General features: G+C 67.1%; 18 protein-coding genes. 8 read left to right on the forward strand and 10 right to left on the reverse strand.

The genetic code is table 11. The features are described 5' to 3' along the window. Window positions 1-177: 177 nt before the first annotated feature. From MVF76_RS04540 to MVF76_RS04550, 3 genes are read left to right on the forward strand one after another with little or no spacing between them, the layout of a single operon-like run. Complete coding sequence (locus MVF76_RS04540) at window positions 178-1,248, forward strand: efflux RND transporter periplasmic adaptor subunit (RefSeq protein ID WP_297527607.1); 1,071 nt, start codon at window positions 178-180, stop codon at window positions 1,246-1,248. Then, a complete protein-coding gene (locus MVF76_RS04545; protein ID WP_297527608.1) occupies window positions 1,245-4,400 on the forward strand; it encodes an efflux RND transporter permease subunit in 3,156 nt (1,051 codons plus the stop codon). Before MVF76_RS04540 ends, MVF76_RS04545 begins: the two co-directional genes overlap by 4 nt. A gap of 31 nt (window positions 4,401-4,431) precedes the next feature. Continuing rightward, window positions 4,432-4,779: a pentapeptide repeat-containing protein gene (locus MVF76_RS04550; RefSeq protein WP_297527609.1), complete on the forward strand. Its 348-nt coding sequence runs from the start codon at window positions 4,432-4,434 to the stop codon at window positions 4,777-4,779. Between the two features lie 165 nt (window positions 4,780-4,944). On the opposite strand, the gene MVF76_RS04555 is transcribed toward MVF76_RS04550, so the two are convergent. The 10 genes from MVF76_RS04555 to hisB form a co-directional block, all read right to left on the reverse strand. After that, window positions 4,945-6,771 carry a thioredoxin domain-containing protein gene (locus MVF76_RS04555; RefSeq protein ID WP_297527610.1) on the reverse strand — a complete coding sequence of 609 codons (1,827 nt, stop codon included), beginning with the start codon at window positions 6,769-6,771 and terminating at the stop codon, window positions 4,945-4,947. 75 nt (window positions 6,772-6,846) lie between these two features. Further along, window positions 6,847-7,737, reverse strand: coding sequence for a twin-arginine translocase subunit TatC (gene tatC / locus MVF76_RS04560; RefSeq protein ID WP_317622930.1), 891 nt, complete (start codon window positions 7,735-7,737; stop codon window positions 6,847-6,849). Further along, entirely contained in the window at window positions 7,718-8,107 is a 390-nt protein-coding gene (gene tatB / locus MVF76_RS04565; RefSeq protein ID WP_297527611.1) for a Sec-independent protein translocase protein TatB, read from the reverse strand. Before tatB ends, tatC begins: the two co-directional genes overlap by 20 nt. Window positions 8,108-8,121: 14 nt before the next feature. Next, a complete protein-coding gene (tatA, locus tag MVF76_RS04570) occupies window positions 8,122-8,346 on the reverse strand; it encodes a twin-arginine translocase TatA/TatE family subunit (RefSeq protein ID WP_297527612.1) in 225 nt (74 codons plus the stop codon). Between the two features lie 32 nt (window positions 8,347-8,378). Beyond that, window positions 8,379-8,699 (reverse strand): phosphoribosyl-ATP diphosphatase, encoded by a 321-nt coding sequence (locus MVF76_RS04575; protein ID WP_297527613.1) that lies wholly within the window; start codon window positions 8,697-8,699, stop codon window positions 8,379-8,381. A gap of 78 nt (window positions 8,700-8,777) precedes the next feature. Then, window positions 8,778-9,161, reverse strand: a complete 384-nt coding sequence (gene hisI / locus MVF76_RS04580; protein ID WP_297527614.1) for a phosphoribosyl-AMP cyclohydrolase — start codon at window positions 9,159-9,161, stop codon at window positions 8,778-8,780. 178 nt (window positions 9,162-9,339) lie between these two features. Next, window positions 9,340-10,113, reverse strand: coding sequence for an imidazole glycerol phosphate synthase subunit HisF (gene hisF / locus MVF76_RS04585; RefSeq protein WP_297527615.1), 774 nt, complete (start codon window positions 10,111-10,113; stop codon window positions 9,340-9,342). Window positions 10,114-10,233: 120 nt separating this feature from the next. Next, window positions 10,234-10,980 (reverse strand): 1-(5-phosphoribosyl)-5-[(5-phosphoribosylamino)methylideneamino]imidazole-4-carboxamide isomerase, encoded by a 747-nt coding sequence (gene hisA / locus MVF76_RS04590; protein ID WP_297527616.1) that lies wholly within the window; start codon window positions 10,978-10,980, stop codon window positions 10,234-10,236. A gap of 48 nt (window positions 10,981-11,028) precedes the next feature. After that, complete coding sequence (hisH, locus tag MVF76_RS04595) at window positions 11,029-11,664, reverse strand: imidazole glycerol phosphate synthase subunit HisH (protein ID WP_297527617.1); 636 nt, start codon at window positions 11,662-11,664, stop codon at window positions 11,029-11,031. A gap of 55 nt (window positions 11,665-11,719) precedes the next feature. After that, window positions 11,720-12,313, reverse strand: coding sequence for an imidazoleglycerol-phosphate dehydratase HisB (gene hisB / locus MVF76_RS04600; protein WP_297527618.1), 594 nt, complete (start codon window positions 12,311-12,313; stop codon window positions 11,720-11,722). A gap of 247 nt (window positions 12,314-12,560) precedes the next feature. Between hisB and fnr the strand changes: the two genes are divergently transcribed. The 5 genes from fnr to ccoP all read left to right on the forward strand — a co-directional run bounded on the left by fnr (window position 12,561) and on the right by ccoP (window position 16,650). Further along, on the forward strand, window positions 12,561-13,319 hold the full coding sequence (fnr, locus tag MVF76_RS04605; RefSeq protein WP_297527619.1) for a fumarate/nitrate reduction transcriptional regulator Fnr: 759 nt from the start codon (window positions 12,561-12,563) through the stop codon (window positions 13,317-13,319). A 194-nt stretch (window positions 13,320-13,513) separates the two neighbouring features. Beyond that, window positions 13,514-14,929, forward strand: a complete 1,416-nt coding sequence (gene ccoN, locus MVF76_RS04610) for a cytochrome-c oxidase, cbb3-type subunit I (protein WP_297527620.1) — start codon at window positions 13,514-13,516, stop codon at window positions 14,927-14,929. Window positions 14,930-14,942: 13 nt separating this feature from the next. Further along, window positions 14,943-15,551, forward strand: a complete 609-nt coding sequence (gene ccoO / locus MVF76_RS04615; protein ID WP_297527621.1) for a cytochrome-c oxidase, cbb3-type subunit II — start codon at window positions 14,943-14,945, stop codon at window positions 15,549-15,551. Between the two features lie 9 nt (window positions 15,552-15,560). Then, a complete protein-coding gene (locus MVF76_RS04620) occupies window positions 15,561-15,743 on the forward strand; it encodes a cbb3-type cytochrome oxidase subunit 3 (protein WP_317622931.1) in 183 nt (60 codons plus the stop codon). Further along, complete coding sequence (gene ccoP / locus MVF76_RS04625; protein WP_297527623.1) at window positions 15,736-16,650, forward strand: cytochrome-c oxidase, cbb3-type subunit III; 915 nt, start codon at window positions 15,736-15,738, stop codon at window positions 16,648-16,650. Before MVF76_RS04620 ends, ccoP begins: the two co-directional genes overlap by 8 nt. The last annotated feature ends 341 nt before the right edge of the window (window positions 16,651-16,991 follow it).

The following is a 16,991-nucleotide window of genomic DNA, read 5'->3' on the forward strand; positions in this document are numbered from 1 at the left end:
CGGATTTTCGCTCGGCCTCGGGGGTGCTTCACTCAAGCCGTAGCGACGGCTACGGCTTTCGCTCCAGCATCCCCCGAGCCCGGCTGCAAATCCGCCATCATCCGCAGCCCCTGGTGCAATATGCGGGGTAGCGCAGACGCTATCCCGCGGCCCGGTCCTGCTGCTACCATCCAGCTCATGTCGATACGCCACAAGCCTCTGAAAAACATCGCGCTGCCGCTGGTCATGCTGCTCATGCTGGGTGGCTGCGGCACGGAGCCCGAACCGCCCGTACCGCGCAGCCGCGGCCAGAAGCCGGTGGCGGTCGAAACCCGGGTGGTCACGACCCAGGCGGTGGCCCTGACCCGCGAACGCACCGGCCGCCTGCGCGCACGGCGGACCACCCGCCTGCACAACGAGGAGGCCGGCCGCATCCTGGAACTGCCGGTGTTCGAGGGCGACGCCGTGACGGCCGGCCAGCGCCTGGTCCGCCTCGACGACCGCTTGCTGCGCGCCGAACTGGCCAAGGCCGAGGCCGAACGCGAACGCGCGCGCCAGGATCTGGCCCGGATCACCCGGCTGGCGCGGCGCAACCTGGCCTCGGACGACCAGCGCGAGATCGCCGAAACCGCGCTCAAGGTGGCCGAGGCCGAGGTCGCGCTGCTGCGTACCCGCCTGGGCTATACCGAGATCCGCGCTCCCTTCGCCGGCGTCGTCAGCGAACGCCGCGCCGAACCCGGGGACGCCGTCTCCGCCTTCACACACCTGCTGACCCTCATCGATCCGGGCTCGCTGGTGGTGGACGTGGCGGTTTCGGAGCGCCTGCTGGCCGAACTCGACCCCGAGGCAGCGGTCGAGGTGCGTATCGACGCCCTCGGCGACCATCCCTTCACCGGCCGCATCAGCCGGGTCTTCCCGACCATCGACCCGGCCAGCGGCCAGGGCCGGGTGGAGGTGCGGCTGGATCCGCTGCCCGAGGGCGCGCTGCCCGGCCAGCTCTGCCGGGTCCGGCTGGGCGCGCCGCCGCAGCAACGGCTGGTGGTCCCGATGGCCGCGGTGCGCCGGGACAATGCGGGCAGCCACGTCTACCGGGTCGAGGACGGCAAGGCGCTGCGCACCCCGGTTCGGACCGGCGCCCTGCTCGGTGACCGCGTCGAGATCCTCGATGGCCTGGCGCCCGGCACGCGTATCGTCACCCGCGGCTTCCTGGGCCTGGCCGATGGCCGGCCGGTGCGCGAGGCCGGCGCGAGCAGCGACCACACGCCATGAGCAGCGCCCGCGGCCCGCAGGCCTTGCTGCGCAGCGGCGGATTGGCGGCCTGGTCGATCCGCCACCCCATCGGCGTGACCCTGATCGTGCTGGCGCTGGTGGTGGTGGGCGTGCTGGTCTACCAGCGACTGGCGGTGGACCTGCTGCCGCACATCATCTATCCGGAAATCCGCGTGCGCATCCTCGACCCGGGGGTGCCCGCGCGGATCATGGAGGACCAGGTCACACGCCAGGTGGAGGAACAGCTCGCCATCACCGAGGGTGCCATCTCGGTACGCTCGCGCAGCAGCGCAGGGGCCTCGTCCGTCGACCTGTCCTTCCCCTACGGCACCGACATCGACGCCGCGCTGCGTGATGCCAGCACCCGGCTGGATCGCGCCAAGCGCTTCCTGCCGGACACCATCGACCCGCCCATCATCTACAAGCGCGACCCCTCGCAGATCCCGGTGGCGGAGTTCGTGGTCAGTTCCGAGCTGCGCGATCCGGTCGCTCTCCGTGACTGGGTCGACCATGTGTTCGCCAAGTGGTTTCTCAACCTGCCCGGGGTGGCGGCGGTGGAAGTGGGCGGCGGCCTGATCCGGGAAATCCAGGTGCTGCCGGACCTGGAACGGCTGGCGGCCGTGGGCCTGACCCTGGAGGACCTGGAGGAGGCCATCCGCGAGGGCAACCGCGAGTTGCCGGGCGGACGGCTGAGCACCGGCAGCCGCGAATACGGCACGCGCACCGCGGGCCGCTTCGACTCGGCGGCCGGCCTGCGCGAGCTGCCGCTGGTGCTGGCCGACGGCAGCATCCTGCCGCTGGCCGAGGTGGCACAGGTGCTGGATACCCACGAGGACGAACGCCTGCGTGTACGTTTCAATCGCATCCCCGGGGTCAAGATCTCCATCCAGAAACAGCCGACCGCGAACACGGTAGCGGTGGTCGATGCCGTCAACGAGCGGCTGGCCTGGATGCGCGCCAGCGGCCTGTTGCCGGCCGACGTGGCGGTGCACCCGGTCGCGGACCAGGCGGTCCATGTGCGCCAGGCGCTGGACAACGCGCGCATGGCCGCGCTTTCCGGCGCCTTGCTGGCCATGCTGGTGGTATACCTGTTCCTCGGCGACCTGCGCCGCACCCTGATCATCGGTAGCGCCATTCCCATCGCCCTGCTGGTCACCTTCATCGCCATGGCCCTTGGCGGCCTGACGCTGAACATCATGACCCTGGGCGGGCTGGCCGTGGGCATCGGCATGCTGGTCGACAGCACCATCGTGATGCTGGAAAACATCCAGCGTCATCAGCGCATGGGCGAGGCGCCGGCCGAGGCCGGCGTGCAGGCCGCACAGGAGGTCAACAGCGCCATCGTCGCCGCCACGGCCACCAATCTCGCCGCCATCCTGCCCTTCCTGTTCATCGGCGGCCTGGTCGGCCTGCTGTTCCGGGAACTGATCTTCACCGTGGCCTCGGCCGTGTTTGCGGCCATGCTGGTGGCGCTGACCCTGGTGCCGGCCTGGGCGGCCAACTTGGGGCTCGGCGGGCGGACACCTAGCTGGCGCCAGCGGCTGGATGCCGGCATGGCCTGGCTGGGCGACCGCTACGCCGCCCTGCTTACATGCCTGCTCGAGCGGCGAACCTGGCAGTGGCTGGTGCTGGTCCTGTTCGTCGGCCTGTTCGCCTGGAAGGTGCCGCCCTGGCTGGAAGAGAAACAGATCTTCCTGCCACCGCTGGACGACGGCCGGGTCTATGTGGGCATCACCGGTGACCCCGGCACCGCGCTGGAACCCATGGATGCCAGCGTGCGCCGGCTGGAGCAGCTTTTCCTGTCGCGACCCGAGGTGCGCGATGTGTTCGTGGTCACCGGCGGCTTCATCTTCGGCCGCACGGAACGCGAGCTGCCCAGCCGGGCGTCCATGTACGTACAGCTCCATCCGGATGCCCGGGGCCGCTATGACTCGCAGGCATGGATCCGCAACATGAGCGGCGAGATCGAGCGACTGGGGCTGGCCGGCTACCGGGTGCGCATGAAGGTGCGCGGTCTGCGCGGTCTGCGGGTCGGTGGTGGCGACGACGACATCACCCTGCGCATACAGGGCGCCGATCTGGATGTCCTCCATGCCCTGGGCCGGCGCATCGCCGATCTCCTCGAAGCGGTGCCGGGCCTGCGCAACGCCACCTTCTCCGGCGAGGAGGTTCACCAGGAACTGGCCATCGAGGTTGATCGCGCACGCGCGGCGCTTCTGGGCCTGTCGGTGCAGGAGATCGGCGACGCCGTGGGCCTGGCGCTGCAGGGCCGGGTGGTCAGCGACTACGTGGAAGGCGACCGCAAGTTCGACATCCGGCTGCGGCTGCCGCACGCGGTGCTCGGAGGGGTGGACGATCTCCGTGGTCTGGTGCTGTTCGCCGGCAATGGCAGGCACAGCGAGGTCCGCCTCGGCGATGTCGCCGAGGTCGGACTGGTGGATGCCCCGGTCACCATCCTGCGCGACCAGCAGCAGCGCACGGTCGAGGTGACCGCGTCACTCACCGAGGCGCGCACCCTGGACGAGATCCAGGCCGATGTGGCAGGACGTCTGGCCAGTATCGACCTGCCGGACGGCTACCGTATCTACGATGCCGGTGTGTTTCGCGAACTGGAGAAGGGACGCCGCACCAGCCAGACCCTGCTGGGGCTGGCGCTGTTTCTGGTATTCGTGGTGATGGCGGTGCAGTACGAGTCGCTGCGCAACCCCCTGGTGATCCTGCTCGGCGTGCCCTTTGCCGCCACTGGTGCGGCCTGGGCACTGACGGCCTTCGAGACGCCGCTGTCGATGCCGGTATGGCTGGGGCTGATCATGCTGGCCGGCATCGTGGTCAACAATGCCATCGTGTTCGTCGAATACATCGAGCTCGCGCGCGAACGCGGGCTTGGTTTCGCCGAGGCCGTGGCCGAGGCCGGCGCCCAGCGCCTGCGGCCCATTCTCATGACCACGCTCACCACCGTGGTGGGCCTGCTGCCGCTGTCGCTCGGCCTCGGCCAGGGCTCTGAGATGCTGGCACCGCTGGCACAGACCATGATCTGGGGGCTGAGCTATTCCCTGGCCGTGACCCTGCTGTTGATCCCGGTGCTCTACCACTGGCTGCATCGCGGCGAGCGGGCGCAGCCGGCGAAGTCCGGATCCGTAACTGCGGTATAGTGTGTGGTGACAGAGGGAGGGAGGAACCGGAATGAGCGAAAAGAAACCCGTCATCAGCGACGACCCGCTGTACCAGTTGCTGCGTGACAGCAAGACCGGAGAGTTCAACGAGCGCCGTGCCGCGGGCGAGACCTGTACCCTCAGCGGCGTCGACCTGCGCGGCGTCGATCTCCGCGGCCTCGATGCCCGCGGTTTGGATCTTTCCAGCAGCTACCTCCGTCAGGCCGACCTGCGCGGCATCGACTTCTCCGAAACCAATCTCGAGGGCGCCAGCATCCACGGCTCCAAGATCTCGGGCTGCTTGTTCCCGGCCGAGCTCGCGCCCGAGGAGATCGCCCTGTCGCTCGAACACGGGACGCGCATGCGCTATCGGCGCTGACCTGGCAGCCTGTCGGACTTAGGCGATCGTAGCGAGCAGGGTGGGAGAGCGAGAACGAATCTTCACGATTTCGAGGCGCATCATGTGACATTGCTCCGAGAAAGCGGGGCGATTCGGTCCGCTCTCCCATCGGCGCAGTAGATTGGCCCTGAGTCCGACAGGCTGCTAGCGGGCTTTCACCGTGTAAAGGGCCACCCAGCTTGCATGCCGGAAGGGCGCGGCCGCGACCAGGGGCGCAGCCGAATCGAGCGCCTCGCGGAAGGCGCCCTGCGGGGCCGGATCCAGGCCCTGTTGCTGCAACCGGCGGGTGACCGTCAGCAGGACCGCCGGCGGTGCGGGGAGGGCATCGTCGGCCACTGCGGCGCGGCCACCCCCCCAGGGCAGGCCGTGGTCGTTGCCCAGCCGCCAGCGGCCATGGGCGTAGAAGCGCCGCCAGGCCTCGGCCGCCAGCGCATGCGCCGTCTCCAGCATGTCCCGCCGTCCGGCGAGCCGCGCCAGATCGACCTGGGCGGCGGCCATCAGCGCCAGATCCTCGAGCGTGGCGGACGCGCCCTCGGGCGTGCGCTGCCAGCCGCCCGGGCCGTGGAACAGCCGCAGCAGGGTGGCGCCCTGGCGCCGGGCGCGTTCGGCCCACACCCGGCCACCATCGCCGGGCAGAACCTCGGCGGCCGCGACCTGGGCGCGCAATACCAGGGCATTCCAGGCCGCCAGCCGCTTGTCGTCCAGCGGCCGTGTCCGCTGGCTGCGCACCGCCAGCAGCCGCGCCCGCAGGTTGGCCCACCAGCGGCGGATCTCGTCCGCGCTCACGCCCTCTATCGCGGCCTGTTCGGCGACGCTGCGCTGCGGCACCGGCAGATGGCCTGCCTCGAAGGGTGCGGGCCGGTCCAGGCCCAGCCAGGCATCGAGCCGGGGCCGCTCGGCAGGCGGCACCTGCGCGCGCAGCCGTTCGGCATCCCACAGATAGACGCCGCCCTCGACACCCTGCTCATCCTGCGCGCTGAAGCTGGACCAGTAACCGCCCTCCGGCGCGGCCAGGGCAGTTTCGATGAATGTCAGCGTCTCGCGACCGATCTCCAGCCAGTCGGGACGTCCCAGTTGCGCGCCGGCCAAGAGGTAGAGCCGGGCAAGCTGGGCGTTGTCGTAGAGCATCTTCTCGAAGTGCGGGGTATGCCAGCCGGGGTCGGTGGCATAGCGGAAGAAACCGCTCTCGAGATGGTCGCACAGCCCCCCGGCGGCCATGCGATCGAGGGTCAGGGTCAAGGCCTGGCGCAGGTCCGGATCGGGTCGCTGCGCCAGCCGCTCGAGCAGCGCCAGCCACTGCGGCACCATCGGGAACTTCGGTCCCTGCCCGAAACCGCCGTCGAACTCGTCGAACCGCCCCAGGGCCTCGGCCAGCAGTCGCTCGCCCAGATCGTCCGTGCGCACCGGGCCATGGATCTCGGCCCGGGGCAGGGCGAGACGGGCGGCGGCGCCCTGGGCGAGCTCGGTCAGGCCTTGCGGATCCTTGCGCCATTCGCCGACCAGTCTGCGCAGGAGGCCGGCGAAATGCTCGCGCGGCAGGTACACGACACCCACCAGCGGGAAACCGTCGGGCGTGAGAAAGACGTTGAGCGGCCAGCCGCCCGCGCCCCGGGTGTGCTCGACAAAGTCCATCAGCAGGGCGTCGAGATCGGGATGCAGCTCGCGGTCGAGCTTGACCGGCAGGTAGTGTTCGTTGAGCAGCGCAGCGATCTCCGGATCCCGGAAGCTCTCGCGCTGCATGACATGGCACCAATGGCAGCTGAAGTAGCCGCTGGAAATGAAGATCAGGCGACCCTCCCGGCGGGCCTGCGCCACCACGCCGGGGTACCAGCGCTGCCAGGCCACGGGATCGTCCGCGTGCATGGCCAGATAGGGCGAGGGCGCGCCGGCGAGCCGGTTCTCCAGCGCCGTCGCCGCCAGCGGCAACCCGATCAGGGCGCAGGCGAGCAGGAGGCGAATGACGGGGTTCATGGATGACCGGCCCGGCAGGGAAAGATGTCCCGCGCCCGACCGATTCGCCACGGCAGCAGCAGAAGGCATCCCGGCTCAGCGGCGGTCCGCGCCATCCTCTTGCGCATCACTGCCCCCGGCCGCCGCTTCCTCGGCCTCGATGCGGTCGAGCGCCTCGTCCATCTCTGCCTCGGTGAGAGGGCGGTCTTCCTCGTCCTCTTCCCCGGCCGCGGCAGCGCGTCGCCGGAGAAATACCCTGGAGGCGAAGATGCCGACCTCGAACAGCAGCCACATGGGCAGGGCCAACAGGGTCTGGGAAATGACGTCGGGCGGGGTGAGCAGCATGCCGATCACGAAGGCGCCGACCACCACGTAGGGCCGTTTGGAAGCCAGTGCCTCCGGCGTGGTCATGCCCAGCCAGACCAGCACGAAGGTCGCCACCGGCACCTCGAAGGCCGCGCCGAAGGCAAAGAACAGCATCAGCTCGAAATCGAGATACTTGCCGATGTCGGGCGTCACCGCCACGCCCTCCGGCGCGGTGCCGGTGAGGAAGATGGACAACAGCGGCAGGATGACGAAATAGGCGAAGGCCGCACCGAGATAGAACAGCAGGGTGCTGGACACCATCAGCGGCAGCACCATGCGCCGCTCGTGACGGTAGAGGCCCGGAGCGATGAAGGCCCAGGCCTGGTTGAGGATATAGGGCATGGCGATGAAGATCGCCAGCACCAGGGTGGCCTTGAGCGGGATCAGGAAGGGGGCGATCACCTCCACCGCAATGAGCGAGGTATCGGCGGGCAGATGCCGCGTCAGCGGATCGGCCAACAGAGAGAAGATGCGGTTGGCGAAGGGGCTGAGTGCCAGGAAGATGACCAGCACCGCCAGCACCATGCGCATCAGCCGGTCGCGCAGCTCCAGCAGATGCGACATGAAGGGCTGTTCCTGGTCCTCGACCGGTGCCTCGGGCTTATCGGGAGGTGTGGTCACGATCGCCCTGTGGGGTATCCATGGCGGGCAGTTCCGGCTGCTCGGGCGCGGACTGCGGCTCGGCTTCGGGGGCGGCGGCGGGCTTCTGCGGCTCGGGCTTCAGCAGACGTTCGCCCTGGGCAGCGAGGCCTTCGGTTTCTTCAATGATCTCGTGCAGACCGGCGGACTCGGCCTGGCGGGCGAGCTGCTGCTTGAGTTCCTCGGCTGCGATCTCGCGGTCGATCTCGGCCTTGACGCCGCGCAACACACTGCGTGCCTTGCCCAGCCACAGGCCCGCAGTACGGGCGAGCCTGGGCAGGCGTTCCGGCCCGACCACCAGCAGGGCGATCACCATGATGAGCCCCAGTTCCCAGAACCCGACGTCGAACATGGTCGGCTATCGGCTCAGGCCTTGTCCTTCTCTCGGGTCGCTTCGCCCTCGATGGTCTTGCCCTCGCGCGACTCCAGCTTCTCGGCGTCGGCGCCCTTTTCCTCGCCTTCCTTGACCGCGTCACGGAAGCCCTTGACCGCGGTGCCCAGGTCCGAGCCCAGGCTGCGGATGCGCTTGGCCCCGAACAGGATGAGGACGATGGCCAGGATGATGAGCAACTGCCAGATACTGATTCCCATTTCTCTCTCCTCCGCCAGTCGGCGGAATCATGTCATTTGCGGTCGCGCGCGGCCTTTTCCTCCAGGCCGGACAGGCCGAATCGCCGACCCAGCTCGGCCAGCACGTCGTCGGGTCCAAGCCCCTGATGCGCAAGCATTACCAAGGTATGAAACCACAGATCCGCGGTCTCATAAACCAGCTGCTCGCGGTCGCCGCCCTTGGCCGCGATCAGGGTCTCGGCGGCCTCCTCGCCAACCTTCTTGAGGATGCTGTCCAGGCCGCGGTGATAGAGCTGCGCGACGTAGGAGTCGTCCGGATCGGCGCCCTTGCGGGCCTCCAGGACCTCGGCCAGCCGTGTCAGGATATCGCTCATGCGTACCTACCCATGTCGGTCCGAGTCAGGCCGGCGCGCAGGAGGGAGACGCACCGGGCCGGCCGGACATTCCGGCGTTCACTTGCGGTAGATCCGGTCCGGATCCTTGAGCACCGGCGCCACCGGCACCCATTGGCCGTCCTCGAGCCGGAAATAGAAGCAGCTGCGCCGCCCGGTATGGCAGGCGATGCCACCCTTCTGCTCGATCTTCAGCAGCACCACGTCCTTGTCGCAGTCCACCCGGATCTCGGCGACCTTCTGTACATGACCGCTTTCCTCGCCCTTGTGCCACAGCCGGCCGCGCGAGCGCGACCAGTACACCGCCTCGCCCCGCGCGACGGTCAGTGCCAGCGACTCGCGGTTCATCCAGGCGAACATCAGGATCTCTCCCGTTTCCGCGTCCTGGGCGATGGCCGGTACCAGGCCGTCCTCGGTCCATTTGATCTCGTCGAGCCAGTTCATGGCGCGAAAACCCGACGCAGAGGCGCAGAGGCGCCAAGAGCACAAGGATTACACCCCGCATCCGTCCCGGTCAAACCCGGATTGGCAATCGGGCTGCAATGGGTTCCCCCACCACGAAAGACATGAATCTCTTCGCGTCCTTGGCGCCTTTGCGCCTCTGCGTTGGGGCATTTTGCCTTCATAACCGGACTTCGATGCCTGCGGCGGCCATGTGTTCCTTGGCTTGGCGGATGCTGTATTCGCCGAAATGGAAGATGCTGGCGGCGAGCACGGCATCGGCGCGGCCCTCGGTGACGCCTGCCACCAGATGATCGAGATTTCCCACGCCGCCCGAGGCAATCACCGGCACCTCGACGGCATCGGCCACGGCACGGGTCAGCGGGATGTCGAAACCGGCCCGGGTGCCGTCGCGATCCATGCTGGTGAGCAGGATCTCGCCCGCGCCCAGCGCCACCATGCGCCGGGCCCAGTCGATGGCGTCCAACCCGGTGGGCTTGCGGCCACCGTGGGTGAAGATCTCCCAGCGCGGCGGTTCCCCGGGGGCGCTGACCTGCTTGGCATCGATGGCCACCACGATGCACTGGGAACCGAAGCGCTCCGCCGCCTCGCCCACGAATTCCGGGCGATGGACCGCGGCGGTGTTGATGGCCACCTTGTCGGCGCCGGCATTGAGCATGCGGCGGATGTCGCCCGGCTCGCGGATGCCCCCGCCGACGGTGAGGGGGATGAACACCTGTCCGGCGACCTCCTCGACCACGTGCACCATGGTCTCGCGCTCGTCGGAACTGGCCGTGATATCGAGGAAGGTCAGCTCGTCGGCCCCCTGCTCGTCGTAGCGGCGCGCGATCTCCACCGGATCGCCGGCGTCACGGATGTCGACGAACTTCACGCCCTTGACCACGCGGCCGGCGTCGACATCGAGACAGGGGATGATGCGTTTGGCGAGACCCATGCTGCAGTTACCGTTCCAACGCAAAGGCGCAGAGGCGCGAAGACCGCAAGGAAGTGCCGAGACGACCTTCGCTCGTCACTGGGAAATACCCCGCACCCTTTGCATCCTGGCGCCTTTGCATCAGGTGTCGGATCCCGTCAGCTCGTCCGCCAGCTTCTGCCCCTCGGCAAAGTCCAGCGTGCCCTCGTAGATGGCGCGTCCGGTAATGGCGCCGACGATGCCCTCGTCGGCGACCGCGCACAGGGCGCGGATGTCATCGATATTGGTGATGCCGCCGGAGGCAATCACCGGGATGTTGACCGCACGCGCGAGCCTGGCCGTGGCATCGACGTTGACACCGGTCATCATGCCGTCGCGGCTGATGTCGGTGTAGATGATGGCCTCGACGCCATCGCGTTCGAAGCGCTGGGCCATGTCGATGACATCGTGGTTGGAGAGCTTGGACCAGCCGTCGATGGCGACCTTGCCGTCCTTGGCGTCCAGGCCGACGATGATGTGGCCCGGAAACTCCATGCACAGGTCGTTGACGAAGTGCGGGGCGCTCACCGCCTTGGTGCCGATGATGACATAGGACACGCCGGCGTCCAGGTAGGCCTGCACCGTGTCCTCGTCACGGATGCCGCCGCCCACCTGTATGGGCAGGTCCGGATGGGCTTCAGCGATGCGGTGAATGACCTCGGCGTTGACCGGCCGGCCGGCAAAGGCGCCGTTGAGGTCCACCAGATGCAGGCGCCGGGCGCCGGCCTCGACCCAGCGACCGGCGACCGCCAGCGGGTCATCCGAAAACACGGTGTCGTCTTCCATCCGGCCCTGGCGCAGCCGCACGCACTTTCCGTCCTTGAGATCGATGGCAGGTATCAGCAGCATGTCTCCTCTTCCCCCGACGATGGTTCGTTCCGAGTCCTCCGCGTCCGCTCAGGCCGTGCCATCCCAGGCCAGGAAATTGGCCAGCAGCCGCAGCCCGGCCTGCTGGCTCTTTTCCGGGTGGAACTGCACGGCGAAGACATTGTCCCGGCCGATCGCCGAGGCAAAGCCCAGTCCGTATTCGGTCCAGCCGCGCACGTCCGACGCGCGCGCCGGATCGACATAGTAGCTGTGCACGAAATAGAAGCGGGTGCCGGAGGCGATGCCGTCCCACAGCGGGTGGGCGCAGGTCTCGACCTGGTTCCAGCCCATGTGCGGTACCTTCAGCGGCGTGCCGGCGGCGTCGGTCAGCCCCTGGGGAAAACGGCGCACCCGGCCCGGAAACAGGCCCAAGGCCCGGGTGCCCTCGTTTTCCTCGGAGAAATCCAGCATGGCCTGCATGCCCAGGCACACGCCCAGCAGCGGCCGCTGGCCTGCCTGCTCCCGGATCAGCTCGGCCAGTTCCAGCCGCTCCAGTTCCTCCATGCAGTGGCGGATGGCGCCGACGCCGGGGAACACCAGCCGCTCCGCGGCACGGATGCGCGCCGGATCCCGACTGACCTCGACCCGTCCGCCCGCGTGCTCGAGCGCCTTGGCGATCGAGTGCAGGTTGCCCATTCCATAATCGATGACGACGACGCTGCTCATGGCGATGACTGGCTGCGCGCGGGATCAGGCCGGGGCCCGTGCAGGCACCGGCGGCTCAGAGACTCCCCTTGGTCGAGGGCACCACGCCGCTCATGCGCGGATCCGGTTCCACCGCCATGCGCACGGCACGGCCGAAGGCCTTGAATACCGTCTCTGCGATGTGGTGGGCATTGCGGCCCCGCAGGCAGTCGATGTGCAGGGTCGCGGGGGCATGATTGACGAAGCCCTGGAAGAATTCGTGGACCAGGTCCACGTCGAAATCGCCGATGCGGGCACGCGGGAAGCTCACCCCGTACTCCAGGCCGGGGCGGCCGGAGAAGTCGATGACCACCCGCGCCAGGGCCTCGTCCAGCGGCACGTAGGCGTGGCCGTAGCGGCGGATGCCCTTCTTGTCGCCCAGCGCCCGGGACATGGCCTGGCCCAGGGTGATGCCGATGTCCTCGACCGTGTGGTGGGCGTCGATGTGCAGATCGCCCGTGGCGCGGATGTCGAGATCGATCAGCCCGTGGCGGGCGATCTGGTCGAGCATGTGCTCCAGGAAAGGGACGCCTGTCTCGAACCGGGCCTTGCCGCTGCCGTCCAGGTCGAGACGCACCTCGATCCGGGTCTCGAGGGTTTCGCGCCTCACGTGCGCCTCGCGCTGGCTCATTTGGAAAGGATCTCGAATTCAGTGGCTTGGGGTCAGCTTCCGGGCGGCCGCAGGCACAGACCGGACACAGCCGCCATCCTAACGGAAAAGCGGCCCCGCGCAAACCGCCGGCTGACGAATTCCGTCATGCGTGCAGCCGGAACGGGACGGCCTCGGCATCGTCGATGCGTTTGATCCCGATCAAGGTTTCTGCCCATAATGCAGTTAGCCGTGGCCGGGATCCGACCGCTTGCCGGGGGAAGCAGAAATGGGCAGCTCCACTCCATCCAGGATCGTCAGTCTTGCAGAAATGCGCACGGCCTGCGAGACCTGCAGCCTGCACGAACTCTGCCTGCCGCTGGAGCTGGCGCACGAGGACATGGAGGCGCTGGACAGCATCATCAAGCGCCGCAAGCCCTTCCAGCGCGGCGAGTTCCTGTTCCAGCAGGGGGATCCCTTCCGCGCCATCTATGCCGTCCGCGCCGGTTCGGTGAAGACCTATACCCACACCGACGATGGCCGCGAGCAGGTCACCGGCTTCCACCTGCCCAGCGAGATCGTCGGCCTCGACGCCATCACCAGCCACCAGCACCCCTGCTCGGCCCGTGCGCTGGAGACCACCAGCGTGTGCGAGATCCCCTTCGACAAGCTGGAGGAACTGGGCAACCAGATCCCCGGCCTGCAGCGCCAGCTGCTGCGCATCATGAGCCGCGAAATCCTGGAGGACCAGGACATGATGATCTGGCTGGGCAAGAAATCGGCCGAGGAGCGCCTGGCGGCGCTGCTGCTGCGCTTCTCCCGACGCTTCCAGGACCGCCATTTCTCCGCGGTCGACTTCAATCTCAGCATGTCACGTACTGACATGGCCAATTATCTGGGTCTGGCCGTGGAAACCGTCAGCCGCCTGTTCTCCCGCTTCCAGAGCGAGGGGCTGGTGACGGTGGACCGCAAGCACGTGCAGATCCACGACCTCGCCGGCCTCGAGCGCATGGCCGGCATCGACCCCGGCTGCAGCCACCGCGCCTGAAACCCGCCTGCCCCCGCAGTTTCCGCTGATTTGTTGATTTGGGTCATTGTCCGCCCGGCGGGCAATACGGACCCTTGTGCCTGTGTCATCTGCCGCAGCGGCGTTTCCCCCAGTGCGGCAGGACACACAGAGAGCGCGTACCCGGCCCCGTTCCCGCGGCCGGTCGTCAATCACTGTCCTGATGAGGTTGTCCAATGGATACATCGACCACCTACAACTACAAGGTCGTGCGCCAGTTCACCGTGATGACGGTGGTCTGGGGCATCGTGGGCATGCTGGTGGGCGTGTTCATCGCTGCCCAGCTGGTATGGCCGGCACTCAACTTCGACCTGCCCTGGCTGACCTACAGCCGGCTTCGTCCCCTGCACACCAATGCCGTCATCTTCGCCTTCGGCGGCTCGGCGCTGTTCGCGACGTCCTACTACGTCGTGCAGCGCACCTGTCAGGTCCGGTTGTTCTCGGACGGCCTTGCAGCCTTCACCTTCTGGGGCTGGCAGCTGATCATCGTGCTGGCTGCGGTGACCCTGCCGCTGGGCATCACCACCAGCAAGGAATACGCCGAACTCGAGTGGCCGATCGACCTGCTGATCACGGTGGTCTGGGTGGCCTATGCCATCGTCTTCTTCGGCACCATCATGAAGCGCCGGACCAAACACATCTATGTGGCGAACTGGTTCTATGGCGCCTTCATCCTGACCATTGCCGTGCTGCACGTGGTCAACAGCGCGGCACTGCCGGTGACCCTGACCAAGTCCTACTCGGTCTACCCCGGCGCGATCGATGCCATGGTGCAGTGGTGGTACGGACACAATGCCGTGGGCTTCTTCCTGACCGCGGGCTTCCTCGGCATGATGTACTACTTCGTGCCCAAGCAGGCGAATCGCCCGGTGTATTCCTACCGACTGTCGGTGGTGCACTTCTGGGCACTGATCTCCACCTACATGTGGGCCGGACCCCATCACCTGCATTACACCGCGCTGCCGGACTGGACCCAGTCGCTGGGCATGGTGTTCTCGCTGATCCTGCTGGCGCCCTCCTGGGGCGGCATGATCAACGGCATCATGACCCTCTCGGGTGCGTGGCACAAGCTGCGTGACGATCCCATCCTGAAATTCCTGATCGTTTCCCTGTCCTTCTATGGCATGTCCACTTTCGAGGGGCCGATGATGTCGATCAAGACGGTGAACGCGCTTTCGCACTACACCGACTGGACCATCGGTCACGTGCATTCCGGCGCACTCGGCTGGGTGGCCATGGTGTCCATAGGCGCCATGTACTATCTGTTGCCGCGCATGTTCGGCCGCGAACAGATGTATTCGATCAAGCTCATCGACCTGCACTTCTGGATCGCGACCATTGGCGTGGTGCTGTACATCGCCTCCATGTGGATCGCCGGCATCATGCAGGGCCTGATGTGGCGCGCGGTCAACGAGGACGGCACCCTGACCTACAGCTTCGTGGAGTCCCTGGAGGCGATGTACCCCTACTACTTCGTCCGCTTCCTGGGTGGCGCCGTGTTCCTGTCCGGCATGCTGATCATGGCCTACAACGCCATCAAGACGGCTTCCGGTCAGCGTCCGGTCGAAGCGCCGATCCCGCAGACGGCCTGAGGAGGATATCGACATGAGTCATGAAGTCGTTGAAAAAAATGTCGGCCTGATGGCCATCCTCATCCTCCTGGTCATCAGCGTCGGCGGCCTGGTGGAAATCGTGCCTCTGTTCTTCCTCAAGAGCACCACCGAGCCGGTGGAGGGGCTCAAGCCCTATACCGCGCTGCAACTCGAGGGGCGGGACGTCTACATCCGCGAGGGCTGCTATGTATGCCACTCGCAGATGATCCGACCCTTTCGGGCCGAGACCGAACGCTACGGGCACTACTCGGTGGCGGGCGAGTTCGTCTACGACCACCCCTTCCAGTGGGGCTCCAAGCGTACCGGACCCGACCTGGCCCGCGTGGGTGGCCGCTACTCGGACGAATGGCATCGGGTACACCTGATCAACCCGCGCGATGTGGTGCCGGAATCGAACATGCCCGGATTCCCCTGGCTGGCGGAGAATGTCCTCGACGGCAGGCACACGGCGAAGAAGATGGAGGTCATGCGCACCCTGGGCGTGCCCTACACAGACGCCGATATCGCCGGGGCCGCGGATGCGGTGCGCGGAAAGACAGAACTGGACGCGTTGATCGCCTATTTGCAGAACCTGGGCACGGCCATCAAGACCCGGAGGTGAAACATGGACATCGACATCAACGACATCCGCTCCCTGTTCACCGTACTGGTCTTTGCCGCCTTCATCGGCGTGTGGATCTGGGCCTGGAGCGACAAGCGCCGGCAGGCCTTCGACGAGGCAGCGAACCTGCCCTTCGCCGACGACGACACGCCTCTGGCGGCGGACAAGCAGAAGGAATCCGGTCATGAATGATTTTGCATTTTCGAGCGAGTTCTGGAACTGGTGGGTGATTGCCCTGACGCTGGCGAATATCCTGGCCTGCTGGTGGCTGATCAGCTGGACCGCGAAGAAGCGCGCCGGGGAGGCGGCCAGCGGCGAGGTTACCGGCCACACCTGGGACGAGACCCTGCAGGAGTACAACAATCCCCTGCCGCGCTGGTGGCTGTGGCTGTTCTACATCACGCTGGTGTTCGGGCTGGCCTATCTCGCGGCCTACCCCGGGCTGGGCAAGTTCCGCGGCTTTCTGGGCTGGACCGAGGAGTCCCAGTACGAGGCGGAAATGAAGGCAGCGGCAGCCAAGTACGATCCCATCTTCGCCCGCTTCGCCCAGCAGCCGATCGAGGGACTGGCAAAGGATCCGCAGGCGGTCAAGGTCGGCCAGCGGCTGTTCCTCAACTACTGCGCGGTCTGCCATGGCTCCGATGCCCGCGGTACCCGCGGCTTTCCGAACCTGGCCGATGACGACTGGCTGTACGGCGGCACACCCGAGGCCATCAAGACCTCGATTCTCGATGGCCGCCAGGGGATGATGCCGGCGTGGAAGGACGTGCTCGGTGAACAGGGCCTGGACGAGGTGACCGAGTACGTGCTGTCGCTGTCAGGCCGCGCCAGCGACGCGGCGAAGGCCAGCGCAGGGAAGGTGCGTTTCCAGACCCTGTGCGCGGCCTGCCATGGCGCCGACGCCACCGGTAATCCTGCCCTGGGGGCGCCCAACCTGACCGACGGTGTATGGCTCTACGGCGGGTCGCCGGGCAGCATCCGCAAGAGCATCGCGGAAGGGCGCAACGGCCAGATGCCGGCCCATCGCGACTTCCTCGGCGAAGACAAGGCCCACCTGCTGGCCGCTTACGTCTACAGCCTGTCGTCGTCAAAGCCCTGAACGGCCCTTCGGCGGCCCTGAAACGGCGGGCTTCGGCCCGCCGTTTCGATTTCAGCTACCGGGGCCGTCAGTGCCTGTCAGTGCGGGGTCGATCGAATCTTGTCCCAGATCAACGCCGCCATGGGGCCCGATCGACTATATTCGAATACTCTGAAGTCCTCACCGAGAGGTCAGGTTTCGATGAACGAGAAGGTCGCCTCCAAATCGTCTGCCGACATCGAGGACGTCCTCTACCAGAAGCGCCAGAAGATCTACCCGCGCGAGGTACACGGTGTGTTTGCGCGTCTGCGCACGCTCGCGGTGTTCGCGCTGCTCGGCCTCTATTACGTCCTCCCCTGGAT

This window comes from Thiohalobacter sp., assembly GCF_027000115.1.
Classification (GTDB): domain Bacteria; phylum Pseudomonadota; class Gammaproteobacteria; order Thiohalobacterales; family Thiohalobacteraceae; genus JALTON01.